General features: G+C 64.3%; 14 protein-coding genes. 12 read left to right on the forward strand and 2 right to left on the reverse strand.

What is annotated here, in order from left to right; translation table 11 throughout:
* Positions 1–59: 59 nt before the first annotated feature.
* The gene (gene cphA, locus LGR44_RS18665; RefSeq protein ID WP_226742221.1) at positions 60–2,825 is read right to left on the reverse strand and encodes a cyanophycin synthetase; all 2,766 of its coding nucleotides are present in this window, start codon (positions 2,823–2,825) and stop codon (positions 60–62) included.
* 721 nt (positions 2,826–3,546) lie between these two features.
* Between cphA and LGR44_RS18670 the strand changes: the two genes are divergently transcribed.
* On the forward strand, positions 3,547–6,159 hold the full coding sequence (locus tag LGR44_RS18670) for an HWE histidine kinase domain-containing protein (protein ID WP_226742222.1): 2,613 nt from the start codon (positions 3,547–3,549) through the stop codon (positions 6,157–6,159).
* Positions 6,160–6,216: 57 nt separating this feature from the next.
* Here the strand turns inward: LGR44_RS18670 and LGR44_RS18675 are convergent, their stop codons facing one another.
* Positions 6,217–6,957: a type 1 glutamine amidotransferase domain-containing protein gene (locus LGR44_RS18675; protein WP_226742223.1), complete on the reverse strand. Its 741-nt coding sequence runs from the start codon at positions 6,955–6,957 to the stop codon at positions 6,217–6,219.
* 282 nt (positions 6,958–7,239) lie between these two features.
* On the opposite strand from LGR44_RS18675, the gene LGR44_RS18680 reads away from it, so the two are divergent.
* From LGR44_RS18680 to LGR44_RS22005, 11 genes are all read left to right on the forward strand, one after another.
* Positions 7,240–9,186: a methyl-accepting chemotaxis protein gene (locus tag LGR44_RS18680; RefSeq protein ID WP_226742224.1), complete on the forward strand. Its 1,947-nt coding sequence runs from the start codon at positions 7,240–7,242 to the stop codon at positions 9,184–9,186.
* Positions 9,187–9,190: 4 nt separating this feature from the next.
* Positions 9,191–10,666, forward strand: coding sequence for a chemotaxis protein CheW (locus tag LGR44_RS18685; protein WP_226742225.1), 1,476 nt, complete (start codon positions 9,191–9,193; stop codon positions 10,664–10,666).
* On the forward strand, positions 10,663–11,766 hold the full coding sequence (gene cheB, locus LGR44_RS18690; RefSeq protein ID WP_226742226.1) for a chemotaxis-specific protein-glutamate methyltransferase CheB: 1,104 nt from the start codon (positions 10,663–10,665) through the stop codon (positions 11,764–11,766). Before LGR44_RS18685 ends, cheB begins: the two co-directional genes overlap by 4 nt.
* A complete protein-coding gene (locus LGR44_RS18695; RefSeq protein WP_226742227.1) occupies positions 11,763–12,650 on the forward strand; it encodes a CheR family methyltransferase in 888 nt (295 codons plus the stop codon). The genes cheB and LGR44_RS18695 overlap by 4 nt, the downstream gene beginning before the upstream one ends.
* Positions 12,643–14,637 (forward strand): chemotaxis protein CheA, encoded by a 1,995-nt coding sequence (locus LGR44_RS18700; RefSeq protein ID WP_226742228.1) that lies wholly within the window; start codon positions 12,643–12,645, stop codon positions 14,635–14,637. Before LGR44_RS18695 ends, LGR44_RS18700 begins: the two co-directional genes overlap by 8 nt.
* Positions 14,634–14,903, forward strand: coding sequence for a hypothetical protein (locus tag LGR44_RS18705; RefSeq protein WP_226742229.1), 270 nt, complete (start codon positions 14,634–14,636; stop codon positions 14,901–14,903). Before LGR44_RS18700 ends, LGR44_RS18705 begins: the two co-directional genes overlap by 4 nt.
* A 100-nt stretch (positions 14,904–15,003) precedes the next feature.
* Positions 15,004–15,387: a response regulator transcription factor gene (locus LGR44_RS18710; RefSeq protein WP_226742230.1), complete on the forward strand. Its 384-nt coding sequence runs from the start codon at positions 15,004–15,006 to the stop codon at positions 15,385–15,387.
* 5 nt (positions 15,388–15,392) lie between these two features.
* Positions 15,393–16,028 (forward strand): chemotaxis protein CheX, encoded by a 636-nt coding sequence (locus LGR44_RS18715; RefSeq protein WP_226742240.1) that lies wholly within the window; start codon positions 15,393–15,395, stop codon positions 16,026–16,028.
* A 44-nt stretch (positions 16,029–16,072) separates the two neighbouring features.
* Positions 16,073–18,856, forward strand: coding sequence for a hybrid sensor histidine kinase/response regulator (locus LGR44_RS18720; RefSeq protein WP_226742231.1), 2,784 nt, complete (start codon positions 16,073–16,075; stop codon positions 18,854–18,856).
* Between the two features lie 389 nt (positions 18,857–19,245).
* Entirely contained in the window at positions 19,246–19,647 is a 402-nt protein-coding gene (locus LGR44_RS18725) for a DUF4112 domain-containing protein (protein WP_226742232.1), read from the forward strand.
* An 82-nt stretch (positions 19,648–19,729) separates the two neighbouring features.
* On the forward strand, positions 19,730–20,333 hold a 604-nt coding region (locus LGR44_RS22005; RefSeq protein WP_319004868.1), incomplete at its 3' end, for an ATP-dependent metallopeptidase FtsH/Yme1/Tma family protein.

Here is a 20,333-nt window from a genome sequence, read left to right on the forward strand (position 1 = left end):
GGCTGTGCGGCTGCCTGCCCGTCTGGACGGACGAGGAAGGCGGCCGCACCCGCCCGTCGTCAGGCGCTCCTCTTCCACGATGCCGATTGCTCATCCGCCCTGTCGATTTCGACCTCGAAACGGGACGTCGGCGGAATCCGGAAGTCGAGCACCTGCTGCCACATGGCTTCGACATCGGTCGGCGTGAGCACCACGAGATCGCCCGGCTGGGCCATCCTGAGACACAGATCGGCCGCCTCGTCTTCCTCCAGGATGAGGCTGATCCGCTGCTCCGGAAAACCTGCCGACAATGCACCTTCCGCCAGCAGAGCAACGATCTCGCCGGGCCTGCGTCCGCGGCGAGCCGGATCCTCGCGGAAGATGATCTCGTCGAAGTACCGCGTAGCTAGGGCTCCCATCTCGCGCATGTCGTCGTCACGGCGGTCGCCGGGAATGTTGATCATGCCGATCACGCGCCTGTGGCGCGGGCGCATCTTCAAGATGAGGTCGCCCAATGCCTGCAGGCCGGCCGGATTATGAGCATAATCGAGGATGACGCGGAAGCCGTGACCGTCGAAGACGTTGAGGCGACCGGGGCTGTGCTCGAACGAGGTCGTGTAGGTCGACAGGGCCATGCGAATGATGTTGACCGGGACGCCTTGGGCATAAGCCATGGCCACGGCCCCCAAGGCGTTCTGCACGTTGAACTCCGCGAGCCCGTCGAGAGTCGCCGGGATCTCGGAGGCCCGCATCAGCTGGATGCTGTCGCCGTCCTCGTGAATCACGATTTCACCGCCGTTCCCACGCCCGGGCTCACGTACGACCGCGAAGCCGCCGTCTTCGATATGCTCGCGCAGAAAATCCGGCATGTCGGCTCCGCCATGCAGGGAAAAATACCCGATCCGGCCACCGGCCCGCCGGCGCATGCCGACCGTCATCGGATCGTCGGCATTGAGTATGCTGGTGCCGTTCCGGTGCACCGCCTCGACAACGACCGACTTAACCCAGGCAAGGTCCTCGATCGTGTCGATGCCCTTGAGGCCAAGATGATCCGGCTGAACGTTCGTCACCAAGCCGACGTCGCACTCGGTAAAGCCGAGGCCCTCGCGCAGGATGCCGCCGCGCGCGGTCTCCAGCACCGCCACGTCCACGGTCGGATCCTTGAGGATGACGCGGGCGCTCCAGGGGCCCGAAGCATCCGCCTCCACGATCCTGTCGCCGTTCACGTAAATGCCCGTCGTCGAGGTGAGGCCGACGTTCAATCCGTTGGCGCGCAGGATATGGCCGACCATGCGTGCCGTGGTGGACTTGCCGTTGGTGCCCGTGATTGCAAGGACCGGAATGCGGGTCGGAGCTCCCCGGGGGAACAACATGTCGACGACGGGCCGCGCCACGTTGCGCGGCCGTCCTTCTGAGGGCTGCAGATGCATTCGGAACCCGGGGGCCGCATTGACCTCGATAATTCCGCCGCCTGTCTCGCGCACCGAACGGGTGATATCCGGCGCGATGAAGTCGATCCCGGCGACGTCGAGGCCGATGGCACGGGCAGCCCGCCGGGCGATCAGCGCATTGTCAGGGTGAATGTCATCGGTCCGGTCGACGGCCGTGCCGCCGGTGGAGAGGTTCGCCGTGTCGCACAGGTAAACGACTTGGCCGAGCTCGGGCACGCTCTCTGGTGTCAGGCCCGCCTTCGCCAGCACTCCGCGGGCATGGTCGCCGACCGTGATCCGAGTCATGACATTCTCGTGGCCCTCGCCGCGGCGGGGGTCCTGGTTCACTTCCTCCACGAGAGCGGCAATGCTGCGCCTGCCGTCGCCCACCACATGGGCCGGGACGCGCTCCGCGACGGCGACGACTTCGCCGTTCACGACGAGAATCCGATGATCCCGGCCTGTGAAGCAGCTTTCGACGATCACGCGCCTGCTGTGCCGCGCCGCTTCCTCGAACGCCTGCGTGACGGCCTCGGGCGTCGAGAGATCGATGCTGACACCTCTCCCGTGATTGCCGTCGAGGGGTTTGACGACAACCGGATAGCCGATCCGTTCAGCGGCACGAACCGCATCGCCGGCACTCCGCACGACATCGCCTCTCGGAACGGGAATGCCCGCATCCGAGAGAATTGCTTTGGTAAGATCCTTGTCGCTGGCCGCATCGGTGGAGATGGAGGGAGTCAGGCTCGTGATGCTGGCACGAATGCGTTTCTGGTGCCGGCCCGTACCGAGCTGGACGAGGCTCTGGTCGTCGAGGCGTATGACGGGAATCCCCCGGCGCTCAGCCTCCAGCACGAGCGACTGCGTCGTCGGACCGAGTGCCTTGCGGCGGTGGACATACTTGAGTGCCTTGAGGGCGGATTGCAGATCGAAGCCGCCCTGCAGTGCAGGCTCATCCTCGTCCCTGTAAATCCGATCAAGCCCCCGCACGCCCTGAAGCTCTGGCGGCAACAGCGAGTCCACGAGCTGGAGAGCGAGCCGGCCCGCAAGCAAGCCTGTATCCTCCTCCTGGTAGGAATACATGACATTGTAGACGCCGGGCTCCCCCCGGACGGACCGAGTCTTGCCGCGGGTTACGCGGATGCCGGTCAGGGATTGGAGTTCGATGGCGACATGCTCGGCGACGTGGCCCAACCAGGTGCCTTCCTCCAGACGTCGTACGAAGCCTCCGGGCTCGTGGAAGGAGCAGCCGTGCTGGTGCAGCCCGGGCAGGAAAGCCAGGAGCCGCTCCGTGAAGCCGGGGAGGAGATTGGAAGGCCATTGCTCCAACGCGCCGAGATCCAGTTTGAACCGGATCATCGGGGTCAGGCTGTAGAGATGGGCGCCGCGATAGACACCCCGTTCAATCACATTCATCGGACTCGTCGACGCCTCGCCTGGCGATCTGTAGGTGTCATCCTTTTGCTTGTGCCCCTGCTGCAGGACCACGGCTTCTCCAGAGCCTGCCAGCGACTGATCATCGCCCATGTATCTGAACTCCTGGCCGAACCTTAAGAAGGCGGCGGCGCGAAACGTAGACCGCCGTCTTTTTAAACTTGATGTTGAATGATTAAGAGCGGTTAGAGAGAGCCTCGGGGCTGCTTAATTCATGAGCAGCTCTTGTTGTTCCATGGACCAATTCAGAATACGGGTGCCTGTCGGCCAAGATTAACACAGGTTATTGTTAGTCTGATATTGATCTGAATTAGACCAAGTCTGCGCCAATTGCGGATGCTATGGAGGAAGATTATGCCCAGCCTGCCCCCTGAACCGGCCGATCCTGCCGGGCGATAACGGCGCGATCTTGGCCTCGAGCTGTTCACAAGCGCATTCATCGTCGGCGGAGGTCCCGACTGCGTGTCAATCTGCCTCGGACGAATTCAGCGACAGATCTGATGGAAGATCGCGCCGTAGACAGGACCGGGTGAATGAAAGCCCATGCAGGCGAGGAAATGCTATCGGCTCTCACCGGTTGCGTTTGGTGCGCTGCTTGAGCATCAACGTTAGCGACGACACTGCAGAATTCCGTTGAGGATAGCCGGCAAATCCGGCTCCCCTAGATGTCCTTTCCCCACCCGAGCTTCCGGGAGCCCAAGTCTTGAGTTTGCTGACGCGTCTATACCTGCTGGTGGTCCTCGCCGCGGCGCCCGCTTTCGGCCTGGTGCTCTACAATGACTGGCAACTGCGCCAGGCGGCCGAGGCGCAAGTCGAGGCCAACGCCCTGCGCTACTCCCGGCTCGTCTCGGGCGAACTCGACCGCATCTTCGCCGCCGTCCGGAGCACCCTTGGGGCCGCCGCAAAGGCTCCCGCCGTGCAGAGTCTGCGGGGCGAGGAGTGTACCCAGTACCTCTCGAATCTGGCGGCGAGTCACCCCAATCTCTCCCGGCTGGGAGTGATCCGGGTCGATGGGCAGGGCGCCTGCGGGCTCAACATCCGTGTCGATCCGGCTGCCACTCCAAGCCTGCGTGCCGCTCTCGGAACCTCGGACAGCTACCTTGGAGAATACACCGTCGGCCGCGGGAGTTCGGTGCCGATCCTCCCATTCGCCGAGCGTATCGAGGACGCCAACGGGAAACCGGTCGGGGTCGTTGCCTCCGGTCTGCGGCTCGACTGGCTGGGCGCCTACTTCGTCGAGAAGGCAAAGGAGTTTCCACCGGCAACGTCGATCACGATCGTCGACCGCAATGGCACCATTCTGGTCCGTCTGCCCAACCGGGATCGTGAGGGCACCTCTCTGTCTCGCTATCCTGAACTGCGGGCCGAACGCGGTGGGACCCTGCGGTCGCAGGCCGCCCACACGGCAGATGGAGTCGCGCGGATCCTGGGCTTCACGGCCATTCCGGAGGCCCCGGAGGGCGTGGGCGTGGCCGTCGGGCTCTCGCAGGATGTCGCCCTGGAGCCGATCCGTCAGACCACCCGCCGAAATCTCGTGTTGATCGCTCTCACGGCTATCGTCGCCATGAGCGCCGCTTGGCTCGGCGGACGGACATTCCTTCAAAACCCGATCCGCAGCCTCGTAGATGCCGCAGAGCGGCTTCGGGCCGGCGACCTCACGTCCCGGACACCGCTCGAAGGCAAGGGCTCTGAGCTGGCCAGACTCGGGTCCGCCTTCAATGCCATGGCATCCGAACTGGCTGCACGCGATGAGGAGCGCAACAAGGCGGCCCAGGCCTTGCGGGATAGCGAGGAGCGCCTGCTGATCGCTCAGGATGCAGCCCGTATCGGTGTCTGGGAATGGGACCTCGCCGCAAACCAGATCAGCTGGTCGCGGCAGATGTATGAGCTGTTCGGCCTGGATCCCGAGAGCGCCGCGTCCGACCCGTATGGGGCTTGGCTGCGGATCCTCCACCCGGAGGATCGCGAGGAAACCGATCGTACGACAAAGGGCCACAGCGCACGTCTGGGGCCGTTCACCAACGAGTTCCGGATCGTCGCTCCAAACGGCGCAGTTCGTTGGATCCTGGTCCGGGGCCGGACCATACCGGGCGAGAATGGAACTCCCCGCCGCATGGTCGGGGCCAATCTCGATATCACGGAGATCAAGGAGCAGGAGATTCGCGAGACGTTTCTCCTGACCCTTGCAGACCGCATTCGCGACGTCGGCAGGCCGGGCGAGCTCCTGCGGACGGTCGCCGAACTTCTCGGCCTTCACCTGAAGGTGTCCTGCGTCGGATACAGCGAGATCAACGAAGGGGAGGTGTGGGCGACCGTCCTTACAGCTTGGCGCCCCGAGGGTGTCCAGGAGAGCCGTCAGCGGTATCGCACCGATGCATTCGGAGATGCCTTCGTCGAACTCAAGATGGGGCGGACCTTTGTCGTCGACGACGCTCGCACCGATCACCGGACGAAGTCCGCGGTGCAGGTCTATGAGAGCATCGAGGCGATCGGCTCAATCACTGTTCCCCTCGTGCGCGATGGGCGGCTCAGGGGTTTCCTGTTCGTGCACCAGGCTACGCCCCGGCGCTGGACACCCAGCGAGCGAGAGTTGTGCGAGGAGGTCGCCGAGAGAACCTGGAGCGCGCTGGAGCGCGTGCGGGCCGACGCCCGGCGGCGGTTGCTGATCAACGAGCTGAACCACCGGGTCAAGAACACTTTGGCGACCGTTCAGTCGATAGCGGCGCAGGCATTCCGAGCAAACGATTGGCGGCCGGAGGTGCGTGAGGCCTTCGAAGCGCGCCTGATCGCTCTGTCCAAGGCGCACGATGTTCTCACGCGTGAGAGTTGGGACGGGGCAGACCTCCGCGAGATCGTCGCTCAAGCCACCGCGCCATTCAGCTCGATCGGCCATGCCCGGTTCACGGTCGAGGGTCCGCCCGTCCGCCTCTCTCCGTCCGTAGCGCTCTCTCTGGCAATGACCTTGCACGAGCTGTTGACGAACGCGGTCAAGTATGGGGCGCTCTCGGTTGCCGAGGGGCGGGTTGCGATCGTCTGGTCTGTGGACGAGACGCCAGAGAGCGTCCGCTTGAAGCTGACGTGGCAGGAGAGTGGTGGTCCTGCGGTTTCCGAGCCTCAGCAGAAAGGGTTCGGCTCGCGTCTCATCGAACGGAGCCTGACACGCGAGCACGGCGGGGAGGTAAGGATTACGTATCCGGCACCGGGGCTTGCCTGCGAGATCGTCATCACGCTCCCGTCCGAGGGGACTGCTCCGGGGACTGCTCCAGGTCACGGAGCGGGGTCGGACACCGGAGATGTTCGGCGCATTGCCGGCTGAGCCGCCACAGCCAGCGAGCTCCGTCACGGCTCCGGTTCCCATGGGCCCTGTACAGGATCACCCTCGGGTGTCGCGCTCGACGGCCGTGAGGACGTGACGGGCGACCAGTTCGGACGACTGGGGATTCTGTCCCGTGATCAGATTGCGGTCCTGAACCGCGAAGGGCTGCCAATCCGGCCCCCGCTCGAAACGGCCGCCAAGCTCCTTGAGCCGGTCCTCCAGCAGAAAGGGCACCACCGTCGTCAGGCCGACGGCCTCCTCCTCGGTGTTCGTGAAGGCGCTCACACGAAGGCCTTCGACGATGGGGCGGCCATCCTGCCGCTTTGCCTGCACGAGCCCCGCCGGTCCGTGGCAGACCGCGGCAACGACCTTGCCCTGGTCGAACATGGTCCCGATGAGGCGGGCGAGCGTCTCGTCATTGGCGGCATCCCACATCGGTCCGTGCCCGCCCGGCAGGAAGACTGCGTCGAAGGAGGCTGCATCGACGCTGCCGAGGGCAGGGGAATTGCGGGCCAGTTGCATGACCTGCTCGTCCTCGAGGAAGCGGTGCACGGAGGCCGGCACCTCCTGCTGTTCCTCCGGTTTCTCGCCTGGCCCTTCGCCGGCCTCCGCAGGCAGACTGCGCGGGTCCCACGGGATCGCTCCGCCCTTGATGGAGACGAGAGTGATTTCCGCGCCTCCGTCGAGCAGGGTGTAATAGGGGGTGGCAAGTTCCTCCAGCCAGACACCGGTTCGGTGGCCGGCGGATCCCAACCGGTCGTGCGAGGTGGCGACGATGAGCACTTTGGGGGCAGGCATGTCTCTTCTCCGGGGTGAGGCCCTTCGCCGTCAACTCGGAGCAGCCGGATCGGTTCTTGCCGACTGCGGGAAAGTGCTGCGCCCGGACGGACGTGACCTGGATGCGCCAGGGGACCCCATGGCGCTCCTTTCCCGAGGACCGATTGCATGAGCACCTTGCTCGGATGCAGTCCGGGCCTATAAAAAGTCAGGCTCTTCCTGTCCCGTTTCGACCCGGCCAGCGGGTGGGCTCCTCGGTCGAAGCGGTGCTGTCGGCTATGTTACAAAATTCAAGGGACCTCAATGCCATTGGTCAAGACGTCCGAACTTGCGGGCAAGGGCAACTCACGTCCGACGGGCGATGAAGCCGCCGCTTCCAGCGTGTCTCCTGTTCCCGCGAAGGGAGCGGCGTCCCAGCGGCGGGCCTTCGAGCGTGTCAGAGCTCGGCAGCAGAAGGCGGCGGAGCGCATCGGCGCTGCCACGGAGGAGCTGGCCAGCGGGGTTGCCGAGGCCTCGTCTGCGGCGGAGGAGCTACGGCGCTCGATGGAGCAGATCGCCAGCGGAGCCGAGGAGGCCGCAGGCGCCTCTCAGCAGTCGCTGACGGCTATCGTGAGCCTGGGCAATTCGTTTGCGGAGGCCAGGCGGCATGCTGAGGCCGCACGCACGAAGACCGCTGGACTTCAGACCCTTCTGATCGAGACTGGAGCCCAGATCGACGCGTCTGTCGCCACCGTGGAGGGTAACGCCACGCGCCTGAAAGCCATGGTCGACATCGTCTCGCTCCTCGACCGGCAGGCCGCCAATATCGGGGAGATCACCACTGTGGTTGGCGATATCTCCGACCAGACCAACCTTCTTGCTCTCAATGCGGCCATCGAGGCTGCCCGAGCCGGGGAGAACGGACGCGGCTTTGCCGTCGTTGCCGACGAGGTGCGGGCTCTCGCCGGCACCTCCGAGAAAAGCGCACAGGATATCCAGACCCTCGCGGAGGGTATCGTCAGCGAGGTTCGCTCGGTTGCGGAGAGGATCCGGACGGCGGCGGACACCGCGTCCGGCGAGGCCCGGATCGGCCGCAATGTGGTTGCGGCCCTGGACAAGATCCGAACCGACGTCGCCCTCCTGGCCGAGGGCAGCCAGTCCATCCTTGTGGCCGCCGTCGAGGCCGAGGCCGCCATCCGCGAGGCGCAGCGTGGAGCGGAGCAGGTGGCCAGTGCGGCCGAGGAACAGGCGGCAGCGGCAGCCGAGGCGCAACGAGCCGTCCAGCAGCAGAGCGCATCTCTCGATCAGAGCCAGCAGACCGCTCAGGCCTTGGCCGCTCTTGCGGACGATCTGCAGGCGAGCACGGCGGGAGCGTCCACCGCCGAGCAGGTCGGATCGGCGGCAGAGGAGTTGTCGGCCGCGATTCAGGAGCTCTCGGGCGCCGCAGGCGAAATCATGACCGCCGTCGACCAGATCAGCCGCGGGGCACAGATGCAGGCTGCGGCCACCCAGCAGGCCAATACGGCGATGGAGCAGATCGAGCGGGCAACCAGCGCCTCCCGGGATGTGGCCGGCGCAGCAGTTGACCGCGTCGAGACCCTTGCCGGCGACCTGAGGGATAATCGCACCGCGACGATGCGGCTGGTCACGGGCTTGGAGGAGGCGCGGAAGGAGACCGGGGCCATCATTGGATTGATGGGCGGGCTGGACGAGTCCAGCCGGCGCATCGAGAAGATCGTCGACGGGATCGCCCTGGTGGCTGTCCAGACGAACATGCTGGCCGTGAGCGGCTCCATCGAAGCGGCGCGGGCCGGCGAGGCGGGGCGCGGCTTTGCGATTGTTTCGAGCGATATCCGCAATCTCGCGCGAGATGCCTCCGAGAATGCCGACCGTATCAAGGACGTCGTTCGCCAGATCCGTGACCAGATCACGATCGTTCGGCGCGACCTGGAGCAGAATGCCGCGATCGTCGAGGCGGAGGTCGGCAAGAATGCGTTGATAGCCGAGAGGTTCGGGGTGCTGGAGGTCGACGTCGAAGAGATCCGGCGGGGCAGCGCCGCCATCCTGTCGGGGTCGGACACGATCCTGGCATCCGTGCGCGAAGTCCGGCTGGGCACGCAGCAGGTCGCAGCCGTCGCCGAGCAGGCAGGAAGCGCAGCGGCGCAGGCCGCGACCGCAGCGCGACAGCAGGCGCGAGGAGCCGAGGATCTGGCAGCCGCCATCGAGGAGATTGCCTCCTTGGCGGACGAACTCCAGATGGCGGAGTCGTAAGATCATGATCAAGGCGGCGCCTTCGGCTGTCGCGCAGTCGTTCCTGACGGTGCACGTGGGCGAGGAGCGCTTTGCCCTCCCGGCTTCCGACGTGGCCGAGGTGATCCGCCGCCCGGCCCTGACCCGTGTGCCGCTTGGGCCATCGAGCCTTCTCGGAGTTGCCAACCTACGGGGCGCGGTCATGCCGGTGGTGTCGCTGCACAGCCTCCTCGGAGGCAAAGGCAGCCCCTCCTCGAACGCATGTGTGGTCGTGATCGATCGCGGCGCTCCCGTCGGTCTCGTGATCGACAGGGTGGCATCCCTGGGCGCTGCCACCGACGGCGCTGCCTCTGGGGCAGAAGAGGACGACGCCGAAGGGAGCAGCGCACCCGCGCGGCTGATCGATCTGGATGCGCTGCTGTCCCGGGACTTCGGCAGCTTCGCCCGTCGAACGCAGCAGAGGCGTGTCTCGGCTCCGCATGGGGGGCATACGCAGGATGCGGCAGCCCGCGACGAGGTCGCCCTGGTCTGCTTCGCGGTTGCAGGGCAGGATTTCGCGCTTCCGCTCGCTTCCGTTCACGAGGTGGTGGCGCTTCCGGATGAAGTCGTAACGGTCCCGCGGGCCGACGCCGTTTCCCTCGGCGTCATGCCCCTGCGCGGATCGCTTCTGCCGCTGGTTTCGCTCCGCAGGCTCCTCGGGCTGCGCGAAAGTGGCTCAAGGGAGGGCAAATCCCGTGCGGTCGTGGCCCGGGTCGAGGGCGGGCTGGTGGGGCTCGTCACCGATGGCATGCGGGAGATCCTCCGCATCCCCGCCAGCGCGATCGACCCTGTCCCGGCAATCCTGACGCGCAGTGATGCGGAGGCTCAGATACAGGGCATCTGCCGACTGGAGGGCGGGCAACGGCTGGTTTCGGTCCTGTCGACGGAACGGCTGTTCCGCGATCAGTCCCTGGTCGAGCAGATCAGGCCGCAAGAGGAGAAAGACCACGAGATGGGCACGGTCGAAGGGTCTTCCAACGGTGATGAGCAGTTCATCGTCTTCCAGTTGGGCGGAGAGGAGTATGGTCTGCCCATCACGTCCGTCGAAGAGGTGGTGCGCGTTCCCGAAACGCTGACGCGGCTGCCCAAGGCCCCTGCTTTCATCGAAGGAGTCATGAACCTGCGCGGTCGGGTGGTTCCGGTTATCGACCAGCGGCGGCGCTTCAACTTCGAGGGGCGGGGAGGGCGAAGGCGGGAACGGGTCGTGGTCGTCAGGATCGACCACATGCAGGCCGGTTTCGTCGTCGACACCGTGTCCGAGGTTCTCAAGATCCCCCACAACCAGCTTCGCCCAACTCCCGATCTGGCGGCGGACGGCAGCCAGGTGATCGACCGCATCGCCAATATCGAGGTCGAGGGGCGAATGATCCTCCTGCTCAACCCGCGCGAACTCCTGGACAGGGCGGAGAAGGATCTCCTCGCGGCGATGGGCGACGGCCATCCGGAGCAGCCCCATTCGTGATCCGATTGCTCATCGTCGATGACTCACCCCTGATGCGCCGTCTCCTCGGCCGTGTCTTTGCCGCCGAAGGCGACTTCGAGGTCGGTTATGCCCGCAACGGTGTGGAGGCCCTGGAGCAGCTTGCCCTGTTCGAGCCGGACGTCATCACGCTCGACATCCACATGCCTGAGATGGATGGGCTCGCCTGCCTCGACCGGATCATGCTGGAGCGCCCATGTCCGGTGGTGATGGTGTCGTCGCTGACGGAGGCGGGCGCGAGCGTGACCCTGGAAGCCTTCCAGCTCGGCGCCGTCGATTTCATCACGAAGCCCGAGCGGGCGGTTTCCCTGGAGATCGACACGCTCGCGCCCCGGCTCGTCGAGAAGGTTCGCGCTGCATCTCAAGCCCGCTTGCCCGGCAGCCTGAGACTGGCCGAACGGGTCCGGCTGCGAAGCGGCTTGAGCGGAGCGGCGCCTGCTGTGGCGCGAAGGCGTGCTCCTGCTCCTGCTCCGCCACCGCGGCGGCGGGTCAAGGCGGCGCCGGCACAGGGCCTTCTGCTGATCGGCACATCGACGGGAGGTCCACCGGCACTGGATGCTCTGTTGTCTCGACTGCCGGCCGACTTTCCATGGCCCGTCGTGGTGGCGCAGCACATGCCGGGCTCCTTCACCGGGCCACTCTCCCGGCGGCTGGACAGGCTTTGCGCCCTTACCGTCACGGAAGTCACCCACCCGATGCCGCTCTCGCCGGGCAACGTCTATATCGGCAAGGGCGATGCGGACGTGATCATCGGCATTCGTCCTGATGGTCCCGTCGTGATGGCCGCTCCCTCGCTGCCTGAGCATCGCTGGCATCCGAGCGTTGACCGTATGGTTGACACTGCCATGCAGCATGTCGCACCGGAGAGGCTGATCGGCGTGCTGATGACAGGAATGGGCAGCGATGGCGCCGAGGCCATGACCCGACTCCGGGATCGGGGAGGGCGGACCATTGCCGAGTCCGAGGAGAGCGCTGTCGTGTGGGGCATGCCCGGCGAGCTGGTTCGACGCGGTGGCGCGCAAGTCGTCGCCCCCCTGGAGCAGATTGCGGATCGGATCCTGGACATGGTGGGGCATTCATGACCCGGCCGCCCCGCTCGCCTGACAAAGCTGCCACACCGGGAAAGGCGCCCGTGCTCGCCGCGGACGACGTCCGCCGCCTGGGTGAGCTTCTCTACCGCCACACCGGAATGATCTTCGGGGAAAACAAGCGCTACTTCATCGAAAGGCGGGTCGCGGACCGGATGTCTGCCACCGGAATGCGCTCGTTTCTGGCCTATCTCTCCCACATCGAATCCAATGAAAGCGAGGTCGAGCACCTGATCAACGTCTTCACGGTCAATGAGACCTATTTCTACCGTGAGGAGCATCAGCTGCGCTGCCTGGGGCGCTCGCTCCTGCCGAGCATCGTGGAGAACAGAAAGCCCGGCGATCTCGTGCGGATCTGGTCCGTGCCATGCTCGACGGGCGAGGAGCCCTATTCCATCGCCATCTGGCTGCTCGAGAACTGGCCCATGGTGGACGCCTATCACATCGAGATCGTCGGATCCGACATCGATACGCGGGTCCTCCTGGAGGCAAAGGCCGCGGATTATGGCGAGCGTGCCCTTTCACGCCTGCCTTCCGATGTGGTCGAGCGCTATTTCGACCCGCCCCGTGGCGGGCAGCGCAGGCTGATCCAGGACCTGCGGGAATCGGTGAAGTTCACGCCGGCCAATCTGGTGGATGCGGCGTCTGTCGCGGCCCAGGGCCGGTTCGACGTCATCTTCTGCCGAAACGTCCTTATCTATTTCGATGATGCTTCCCGCCTCCGGGCGGCCAACAACCTCTACGACTCGTTGAATCCGGGAGGCTATATCTGCCTCGGCCATACGGAATCGATGACCCGCATTTCAAAGAGGTTCGACCTGTGCCGCTTCGAGGACGCGATCGTCTATCGACGGCCGGGGAGGGAACGCGATGGATGATCTTCTCCAGCACTTCATCGTCGAGGCGCGCGAACTGATCCAGCAGGCCGCGGACGACCTCATGGCTCTGGAGAGCGACCCGACCTCCGGGCCGCATGTGGACAGTGCCTTCCGGGCCGTTCACACCCTCAAAGGATCGGTGGGCCTGTTCGACCTCGCGCCCATGGGGCTAGCGCTCCACGCCGCGGAGGATCTCCTGGGTGGGCTCAGGGAAGGGCGGGGGACGGTCGATGGGGATGTGGTCGATACTCTCCTGGAATGCATCGGCCAGACGGAGCGCTGGGTCAGCGCAATCGAACAGACAGGGCAGCTGCCGGCCGACGCCGCGGAGGAGGGATACCGTCTGGCACGGGCGCTCCGCTCGCAGTTCGAACAGAGACCCGCAAGCACAACTGCCGAGGTCCCAGAGGCCGACCTTCCCTGGATCGAGGAGCTGATGGCCTCGAGCCATGGTCCAGATGTGTCCAAGGCGGAGAATGGTGCGCTGGTTGCGCTGCGGTATACCCCCCGGCCCGATTGCTTCTTCGCTGGCGACGACCCGATCGCGCTGTTGCGCTCGGTCCCGAAGCTTCTGGCCGTTCGGCTCTCGAACAGGGATCCATGGCCGCCTGCGGCTAAAATCGATCCCTTCTCGTGCAACCTCAGGATCGAGGCCCTCTCAGGTGCCGGGCTCGATGCCGTGAAGGCGGTTTTCCGCTTTGTTCCGGACCAGGTGGTGCTCCATGAGGTCGCCCGTGCCACGGCGCCCCATTCTGGCGAAGCGAGCCCTGACGAAGGTTCTGCAGGCCCCTCGGCGGGCGCAGCCGGAGGAGCGAGCTCGCGGATGCTTCGTGTCGATGCGGCGCGGATTGACCGCTTGGCGGATCTCGTCGGCGAAATGGTCGTTGCGAAGAATGCTCTGGCGCATCTGGCCGGTCAGGCTGGCGAGGGAATGCACCGGAAGGATGTCGCTCAATGCCTAGCGGCGAGCCAGGCCGTCATCGACCGCCTCGTGGCAGAGATGCACAGGGCGGTCATGGATGTTCGCATGATGCCCATGCGGGATATCTTCCGGCGTTTTCCGCGGGCTGTCCGTGACACAGCAGGTCAGCTGGGCAAGGCCATCGAGTTCTCGATGGACGGGGAAGATGTGGAGGCGGACAAGTCCGTGGTCGAGGGCCTGTTCGAGCCCTTGCTCCACGTGCTCAGGAACGCCGTGGCCCATGGTGCCGAACCGGAGAGCGTTCGTCTCGATGCGGGAAAGCCGATCAAGACCAAGATCATGCTCCGGGCGCGACGCGAGGGAGACCGGGTAGCGGTCGAGGTCGAGGATGATGGCCGCGGCATCGATCCGGACGCGATCCGGCAGGTGGCGCGTGAACGCGGCGTGGCTTCGGGCGACCAGCTCGAGCGCATGAGCAATGCCGAGGCCATGGAGTTGATCTTCGCGCCGGGTTTCTCCACCGCATCCGAGGTGACGGACCTGTCGGGGCGCGGGGTTGGCATGGATGCCGTTCGCTCCGCAGTCGAGAAGCTGGGCGGTCAAGCCAGCGTCACGAGCCGGCAGGGCCAGGGCACGACGATCCGCTTTTCCCTGCCGCTGACCATCGTCATGACGAGGGTGATGGCGGTCAGGGTCGGCCGCGAGCTCTACGGCATTCCCCTCGATGGGGTTGTCGAGACGGCTGTCGTGCCAACCACGCGCATTCTTCCTGTCCGGGATGCCGAGGCCTTCGTTCTGCGGGACAGGACGCTTCCCCTGGTCAGGCTCGCCGACCTTCTGGAGATCCCTCGTTCGGAAGAGCCGGGTCCTGGCATGAAGGTCGTGGTGATGTCGGTGGGTGACGAAATGGTCGGGGTTGCCGTCGATCAGTTTGCCGAGAGAATGGACGTTCTCATGCGGCCCATGACCGGCATTCTGGCAGGTATGCCGGGGGTCGTCGGCACAACCCTGCTCGGAGATGGCCGCGTTCTCATGATCCTGGACGTGCCGGAGTTGATCGGATGACCGTACGCTTGGACGGCAACATCATCGTTCTGGAAGGGCAATGCCGCGTCGAGGACGCAGAACCGCTGCTGGGCTGGCTTCAGGCGGATGAAGGCCGTACCGTCGACCTGACGGACGCCGAACACCTCCACGCAGCCGTTCTTCAGGTCCTGCTGGCCTTGAAGCCGCCTCTCAGAGGGGCCGGCAAGGACGCCTTCATCCGGGACTGGATTGCCCCCGCTCTGACGAACGCGCGCCCTCCCGACATGGTGCCGCAGGGAGGCTGAACGGTTGTCATTCTCACCGCATACCCTAAAAGAGCGGATATACTTTCCCCATCAGCCGAGCCGGGCGTCCCGGGCAGCCTATCCTTGGCGGAGTACCTGAGTGGCAACAACTGTTCTGATCGTCGACGACAGCAAACTGGCCCGCATTGTCGCAGGCAAGGCCTTGGCTGCCCTGCAGCCTGAATGGGAGCGGATCGAGGCCGGCAATGCACAGGATGCGCTTGAAATCCTGCGTGAGAGGAAGATCGACCTAGCCATGATCGACTTCAACATGCCGGACAAGGACGGGCTCGAACTGGCTGCCGAGGTCCGTTCCGCTCACCCAACCATGCCGATTGCGGTCATCACGGCCAACATCCAGGACGAGGTGATCGCCCGGGCCCGCGAGGTCAATGCTACGTTCGTCAGCAAGCCTCTGACGGAGGAGGGGCTGAGGGGATTCATCTCCGGGGCGGCCCTGCGCCTGCGGTCGAGCGGCGCGTGACCACAATGGCGCTCGACATCGATCTGACAGACCTCGAGCGCGATGCTCTGACAGAACTCGTCAATATCGGCGTCAGCCGGGCAGCATCGAGCCTGCGCAAGATGATCGGCGAGGAAGTGCTCCTCTCCGTGCCATCCATCGAGATCATGGACCCGCAGGATGCGGCCCGCCTGATCGGGGAGCGCGAGACGGACGAACTCGTCGCAATCCAGCAGCAATTCGAGGGGGCGTTTTCAGGACGAGCCCTGCTGATTTTTCCCGAAACGACGAGCCTGGATTTGGTTCGCGCCATCATCGGCGATGATATCCCTCCCGATCAGATCGCCGAGATGGAGCAGGAGGCGCTGGCCGAGACAGGCAACGTGATCCTGAACGGCTGCCTGGCCACCATGGCGAACATGCTGAAGCGCTCCCTCAACATTTCCCTGCCGGAGGTGGTCCGTGGCGATGGGGCGCGCCTGTTCACGCTCACGCAGGAGCGCGCTGACAACGGGCTGGTACTTTTTCTGTACATCAACTTCTCCGTGCGCAACAAAGACATCCGGGGCTATATTGCGATGCTCATGGATCTTCCATCTCTTGCCGCCTTGAAGGAGCTCATCGCAAGCTTCATCGAGCGGGTTATCGGAGACGAGGCTTAGGCCATGGCGCCCGACAAGAACCCGACAACCAAGACTTGGCAGGTATGACCGCCCGAACCCTTTCCCATGAAACGGTCGCGCAGACCGTCAAGGTGGCGGCTGATGAACTGCGTCGAGTGGCTGGTCCGATCTTCTCGGCGCTGGAGCGGTCTGGCTTGCCGATGGTCGCAACGAACCCGCGGCTGCACGACAATCCCATCGTGTTCGTGAACGATGCTTTTTGCCGAACGACAGGATACGCATCTGAGGAGGTCGTCGGCCGTAACTGCCGGTTTCTCCAGGCCCCGGAAGCGAGTGAGGATGCGCTCCTTCAAATTCGCGAGGCGATCGGAAACGGGCGCGCCATCTCCATCGAAATTCTGAATCAGCGCAAGGACGGAGTTCGTTTCTGGAACCATCTCTTCATTACACCGGTGAATGACGAGAACGGAAAGCCCCTTTTCTTTCTCTCGACTCAGGTCGATGTCACCCAGGCCCACCAGGCAGAGGAGATGCAGGCGACACTCCGGGCCAGTCAGAAGGAGCTCGACCAAACCAACGAGCGGCTTCGACTGACCTTGACCGTTGCGGGAACCGGAGGTTCCTGGGATTGGGACATTCCCAACCGGCGCTTTACCGCCGATGCGCGTTTCGCTGCGCTCCACGGACTGGATCCAGTGGCGGCTGCAAGAGGTCTGCCCGCGCAGGATTTCTTCGCAGCCATTCATCCTGAGGACCGCCTCAGGATCCGCCTCGCCGTTGCGGGTATCCTCAACGGAGCGGAGATCTTTTCCAAGGAGTACCGGCTTCTCACTCCCGACGGTTCCGTGCGTTGGGTTCATGCGCGGGGGCGCTGTCTTTTCGGCAATGACGACCAGCCGCTGAAATTTACCGGCGTCCTCATCGACATCACCGATCAGAAGCACGTCGAAGAGCGTCTGCGCGTGGCGCAAAGTGCCGGAGGCGTCGGAACGTTTGAATACGTCGAGGGCTTTGCCACTGTCAGCGTTTCGGACGAGTTCTGCCGTCTGCTCGGACTCCATCCGACCAATACTCTCCCGATCCGCACGATCAATGCACGGGTCGTACCGGGAGATCCCGCCATCGTCGCACAGGCGCCGGGATCGGAGGGAGCCACCTATGTGGAGTGCCGGATACAGCGCGCGGATAACAAGGAAACCCGCTGGCTGGCTCGAAGAGGAGAGTATGTCCGCGACACGGAAACGGCGGGTCTGCGTTTCATCGGCGTCATCTACGACATCACTGCCGCAAAGCAGTCCGAAGAGAGATTGCGGGAGCTGAACGAAAGGCTGGAGAGCCGCGTCGAGGAGCGGACGCGTGAGCGCGACAGACTCTGGAGCCTTTCGAGCGACCTCTTCAGCGTCTGCGACGCCCATGGCTATCTGAAGGCCGTCAACCCGGCATGGACGGACCTGCTCGGCTACCGGGAGGATGAGGTCGTCGGCACCCGTTTCGTAACCTGGATCCATCCGGAGGATCAGGTCTTGAGCGATCATCTGCTGACGGCTTTCCAGCGAGGGCAGCCGCTCAAGGATTTTGATGTTCGCATTCGGACAAAGGATGGAGCCGATCACTGGATCAGTTGGACCTTCGCCCCCGCGGGCGATGTGTTCTACAGCGTAGGCCGCGACGTCACGCAACGCAAGCATCTGGAGGCGCAACTCCGGCAAAGCCAGAAGATGGAGGCGATCGGCCAATTGACAGGCGGCATCGCCCACGACTTCAACAACCTCCTGACGGGCATTGTCGGCTCCCTCGACCTCCTGCAGACACGCATGGCACAGGGCCGGATGGAGAACCTCGACCGCTATACCAAGGCGGCAACGGCATCGGCCAACCGAGCTGCCGCGTTGACCCACCGCCTTCTCGCCTTCGCGCGGCGTCAGCCTCTCGATCCGAAGCCCGTCGACGTCAATCGGCTGGTCATGTCCATGGAGGAGCTTCTTCGGAGAACCTCCTCCGAAGCGATCGAACTCAGGATTGTGACGTCCGAGGACCTGCCACTGACTCTGTGCGATCCGAACCAGCTTGAAAGCGCCATTCTCAATCTCGCGATCAATGCCCGCGATGCTATGCCTGAGGGCGGCAAGCTCGTTATCGAGACTGCAATGTCGGGCCCGGATGGGGCCAATGAGGCCGATCGGCAGGAAATCGCTTCCGGTCGGTATGTGACCATCTCCGTGACCGACACGGGAACCGGCATGCCTCCCGACGTCATGGCTCAGGCCTTCGACCCATTCTTCACGACCAAGCCGATGGGAGAAGGAACAGGCCTCGGCCTTTCCATGGTCTACGGCTTCGCCAAGCAGTCCGAGGGCCATGTTCGGATCCATAGCGCTGTCGGCAGGGGCACGACCGTGAAGATCTATCTTCCGTCCTATGAGGGCGAGATCACGGAAGCTGTTGCTGCACCGGGGCTGAGTGCGGCTCACCGGGCGGAAGCCGGTGAGGCTGTCCTGGTGGTCGAGGACGAGCCGATTGTTCGGTCGCTGATCCTGGAGGTCTTGGCCGACCTGGGCTATCAGGCTCTCGAGGCGGTGGATGGTCCGTCTGGCCTCAAAATGCTGGAATCCAAGCAGCGGGTTGATCTGCTCGTAACCGATGTCGGCCTGCCGGGATTGAACGGACGGCAGTTGGCCGACCATGCGCGCCTGACCAGACCTGGTCTCAAGGTCCTCTTCATCACGGGCTATGCCGAGCAGGCAGCGATGGCGTCAGGGTTCCTGGAGCCGGGCATGGAGATGATCACGAAGCCGTTTGCCGTTGACGAACTGGCAGCCCGGATCCGCGACATCATAGAGCGGGGCTGGCAAGGCTCATCCAGGTGAGGATCGTCTGATCGGGAACCCGGAGAGGAAAACCGGTCCCGACTATTCCCCAGGAGCGGTTTGCTGGGGTGAAATGCTCCTGACCGCGGAGCGATGTTAACGGAAGTTAATGAGCCGGTCCGCCCGGGTTCATGTTCCATCATATAAAACCGTTCCATCGAGCGTTTCGGCATGGCGCGACCTGAAGCAACCGCCCGGGGCAAAGCGCTCGGAGGGGAGTGCGGCGTCAGCGTCGGGATGGGCCGTTTGCCAAGCCTTGATGTTGGGGCATTCACCCCCCACTTGTAAGACAACGGGGTCCGGGACCCTCTGACAGTCCCACGAGGGCTGTGATGTCGGACTCTCTCACCTGAGAAGCACCTTGGCGGCTTCGCATCTGGGAGACCATGATGACGTCTTATACCTACGCTCCTGCCCTCAACGGAACGGCATCGCTTCGTGCCGATGACGCACGAGCACGGCTCGACGCCCTGGCTAAATTCCTCGACAGCGCCATTCGCTTGCCGGGCACCAACATCAGGTTCGGCGCCGACGCGCTCCTGAACCTCTTCCCCGGCGTCGGCACCCTGACTTCGAAGGGCATGTCGGCCTATCTTATCTGGGAGGCGAGGCGCCTCGGCGTGCCGCCCGCGCTTCTCCTGCGCATGGCGGGTCATGTCGGCGTCGACTTCGTTATCAGTGCAATTCCGCTCGTCGGCTGGGTCGGCGACGTGTTCTATCGGTCCAACCTGCGCAACATGGCGCTTCTGCGTAAGCACCTTGACCAGGCGCATCCAAGCTCGAGATCCTAGAGCCGTCGATGCAGTCAATATCTCTGTATCGGCACCTGCCCTGGCGGCCAGCTTCCTGTTTTAGCGTTCAGAAAGCAATTATATGAACAATCCGAACACCACACCTCGTTTCGGCAATCTTGCGATTGTTGCTGTGGTCCTGAGCCTGATTACGCTGTTCTACATCCAGAACACGGCCGGACCGCAGCCCAATCAATTGTCCTACACGGCCTTCGTCAGTGCGGTCGAGCAGGGAGAGATTCGCTCCGTTACGATCCAGGGGCAGAACGTCGTTGCCGAGCGCAACGCGGGCGGTACGGTCACGACCTATGCGCCGCCGGGTGCCGATCTCATCGGACAGCTCCAGCAGAAGAATGTCGAGATCAAAGCTGAGCCGCCGCCGCAGCCCAGCCTTCTCGGCAGTCTGCTGCTGTCGCTCCTGCCTTTCGCCCTGATGATCGGCATCGTGTTCTGGATGGCCCGGCGGGCCATGAACAAGCAGGGCGGCGGCGGCGGTATGCTCTCGATGGGCAAGTCGAAGGCGAAGCTTCTGACGGAGGCGCATGGTCGTGTGACGTTCGAGGACGTGGCGGGCATCGACGAGGCCAAGGAGGACCTTCAGGAGGTGGTGGAGTTCCTGCGCGATCCGCAGAAGTTCCAGCGCCTGGGCGGGCGCATTCCCCGCGGCGTGCTGCTGGTCGGGCCTC

Source organism: Microvirga lenta (genome assembly GCF_020532555.1).
Taxonomy (GTDB): domain Bacteria; phylum Pseudomonadota; class Alphaproteobacteria; order Rhizobiales; family Beijerinckiaceae; genus Microvirga; species Microvirga lenta.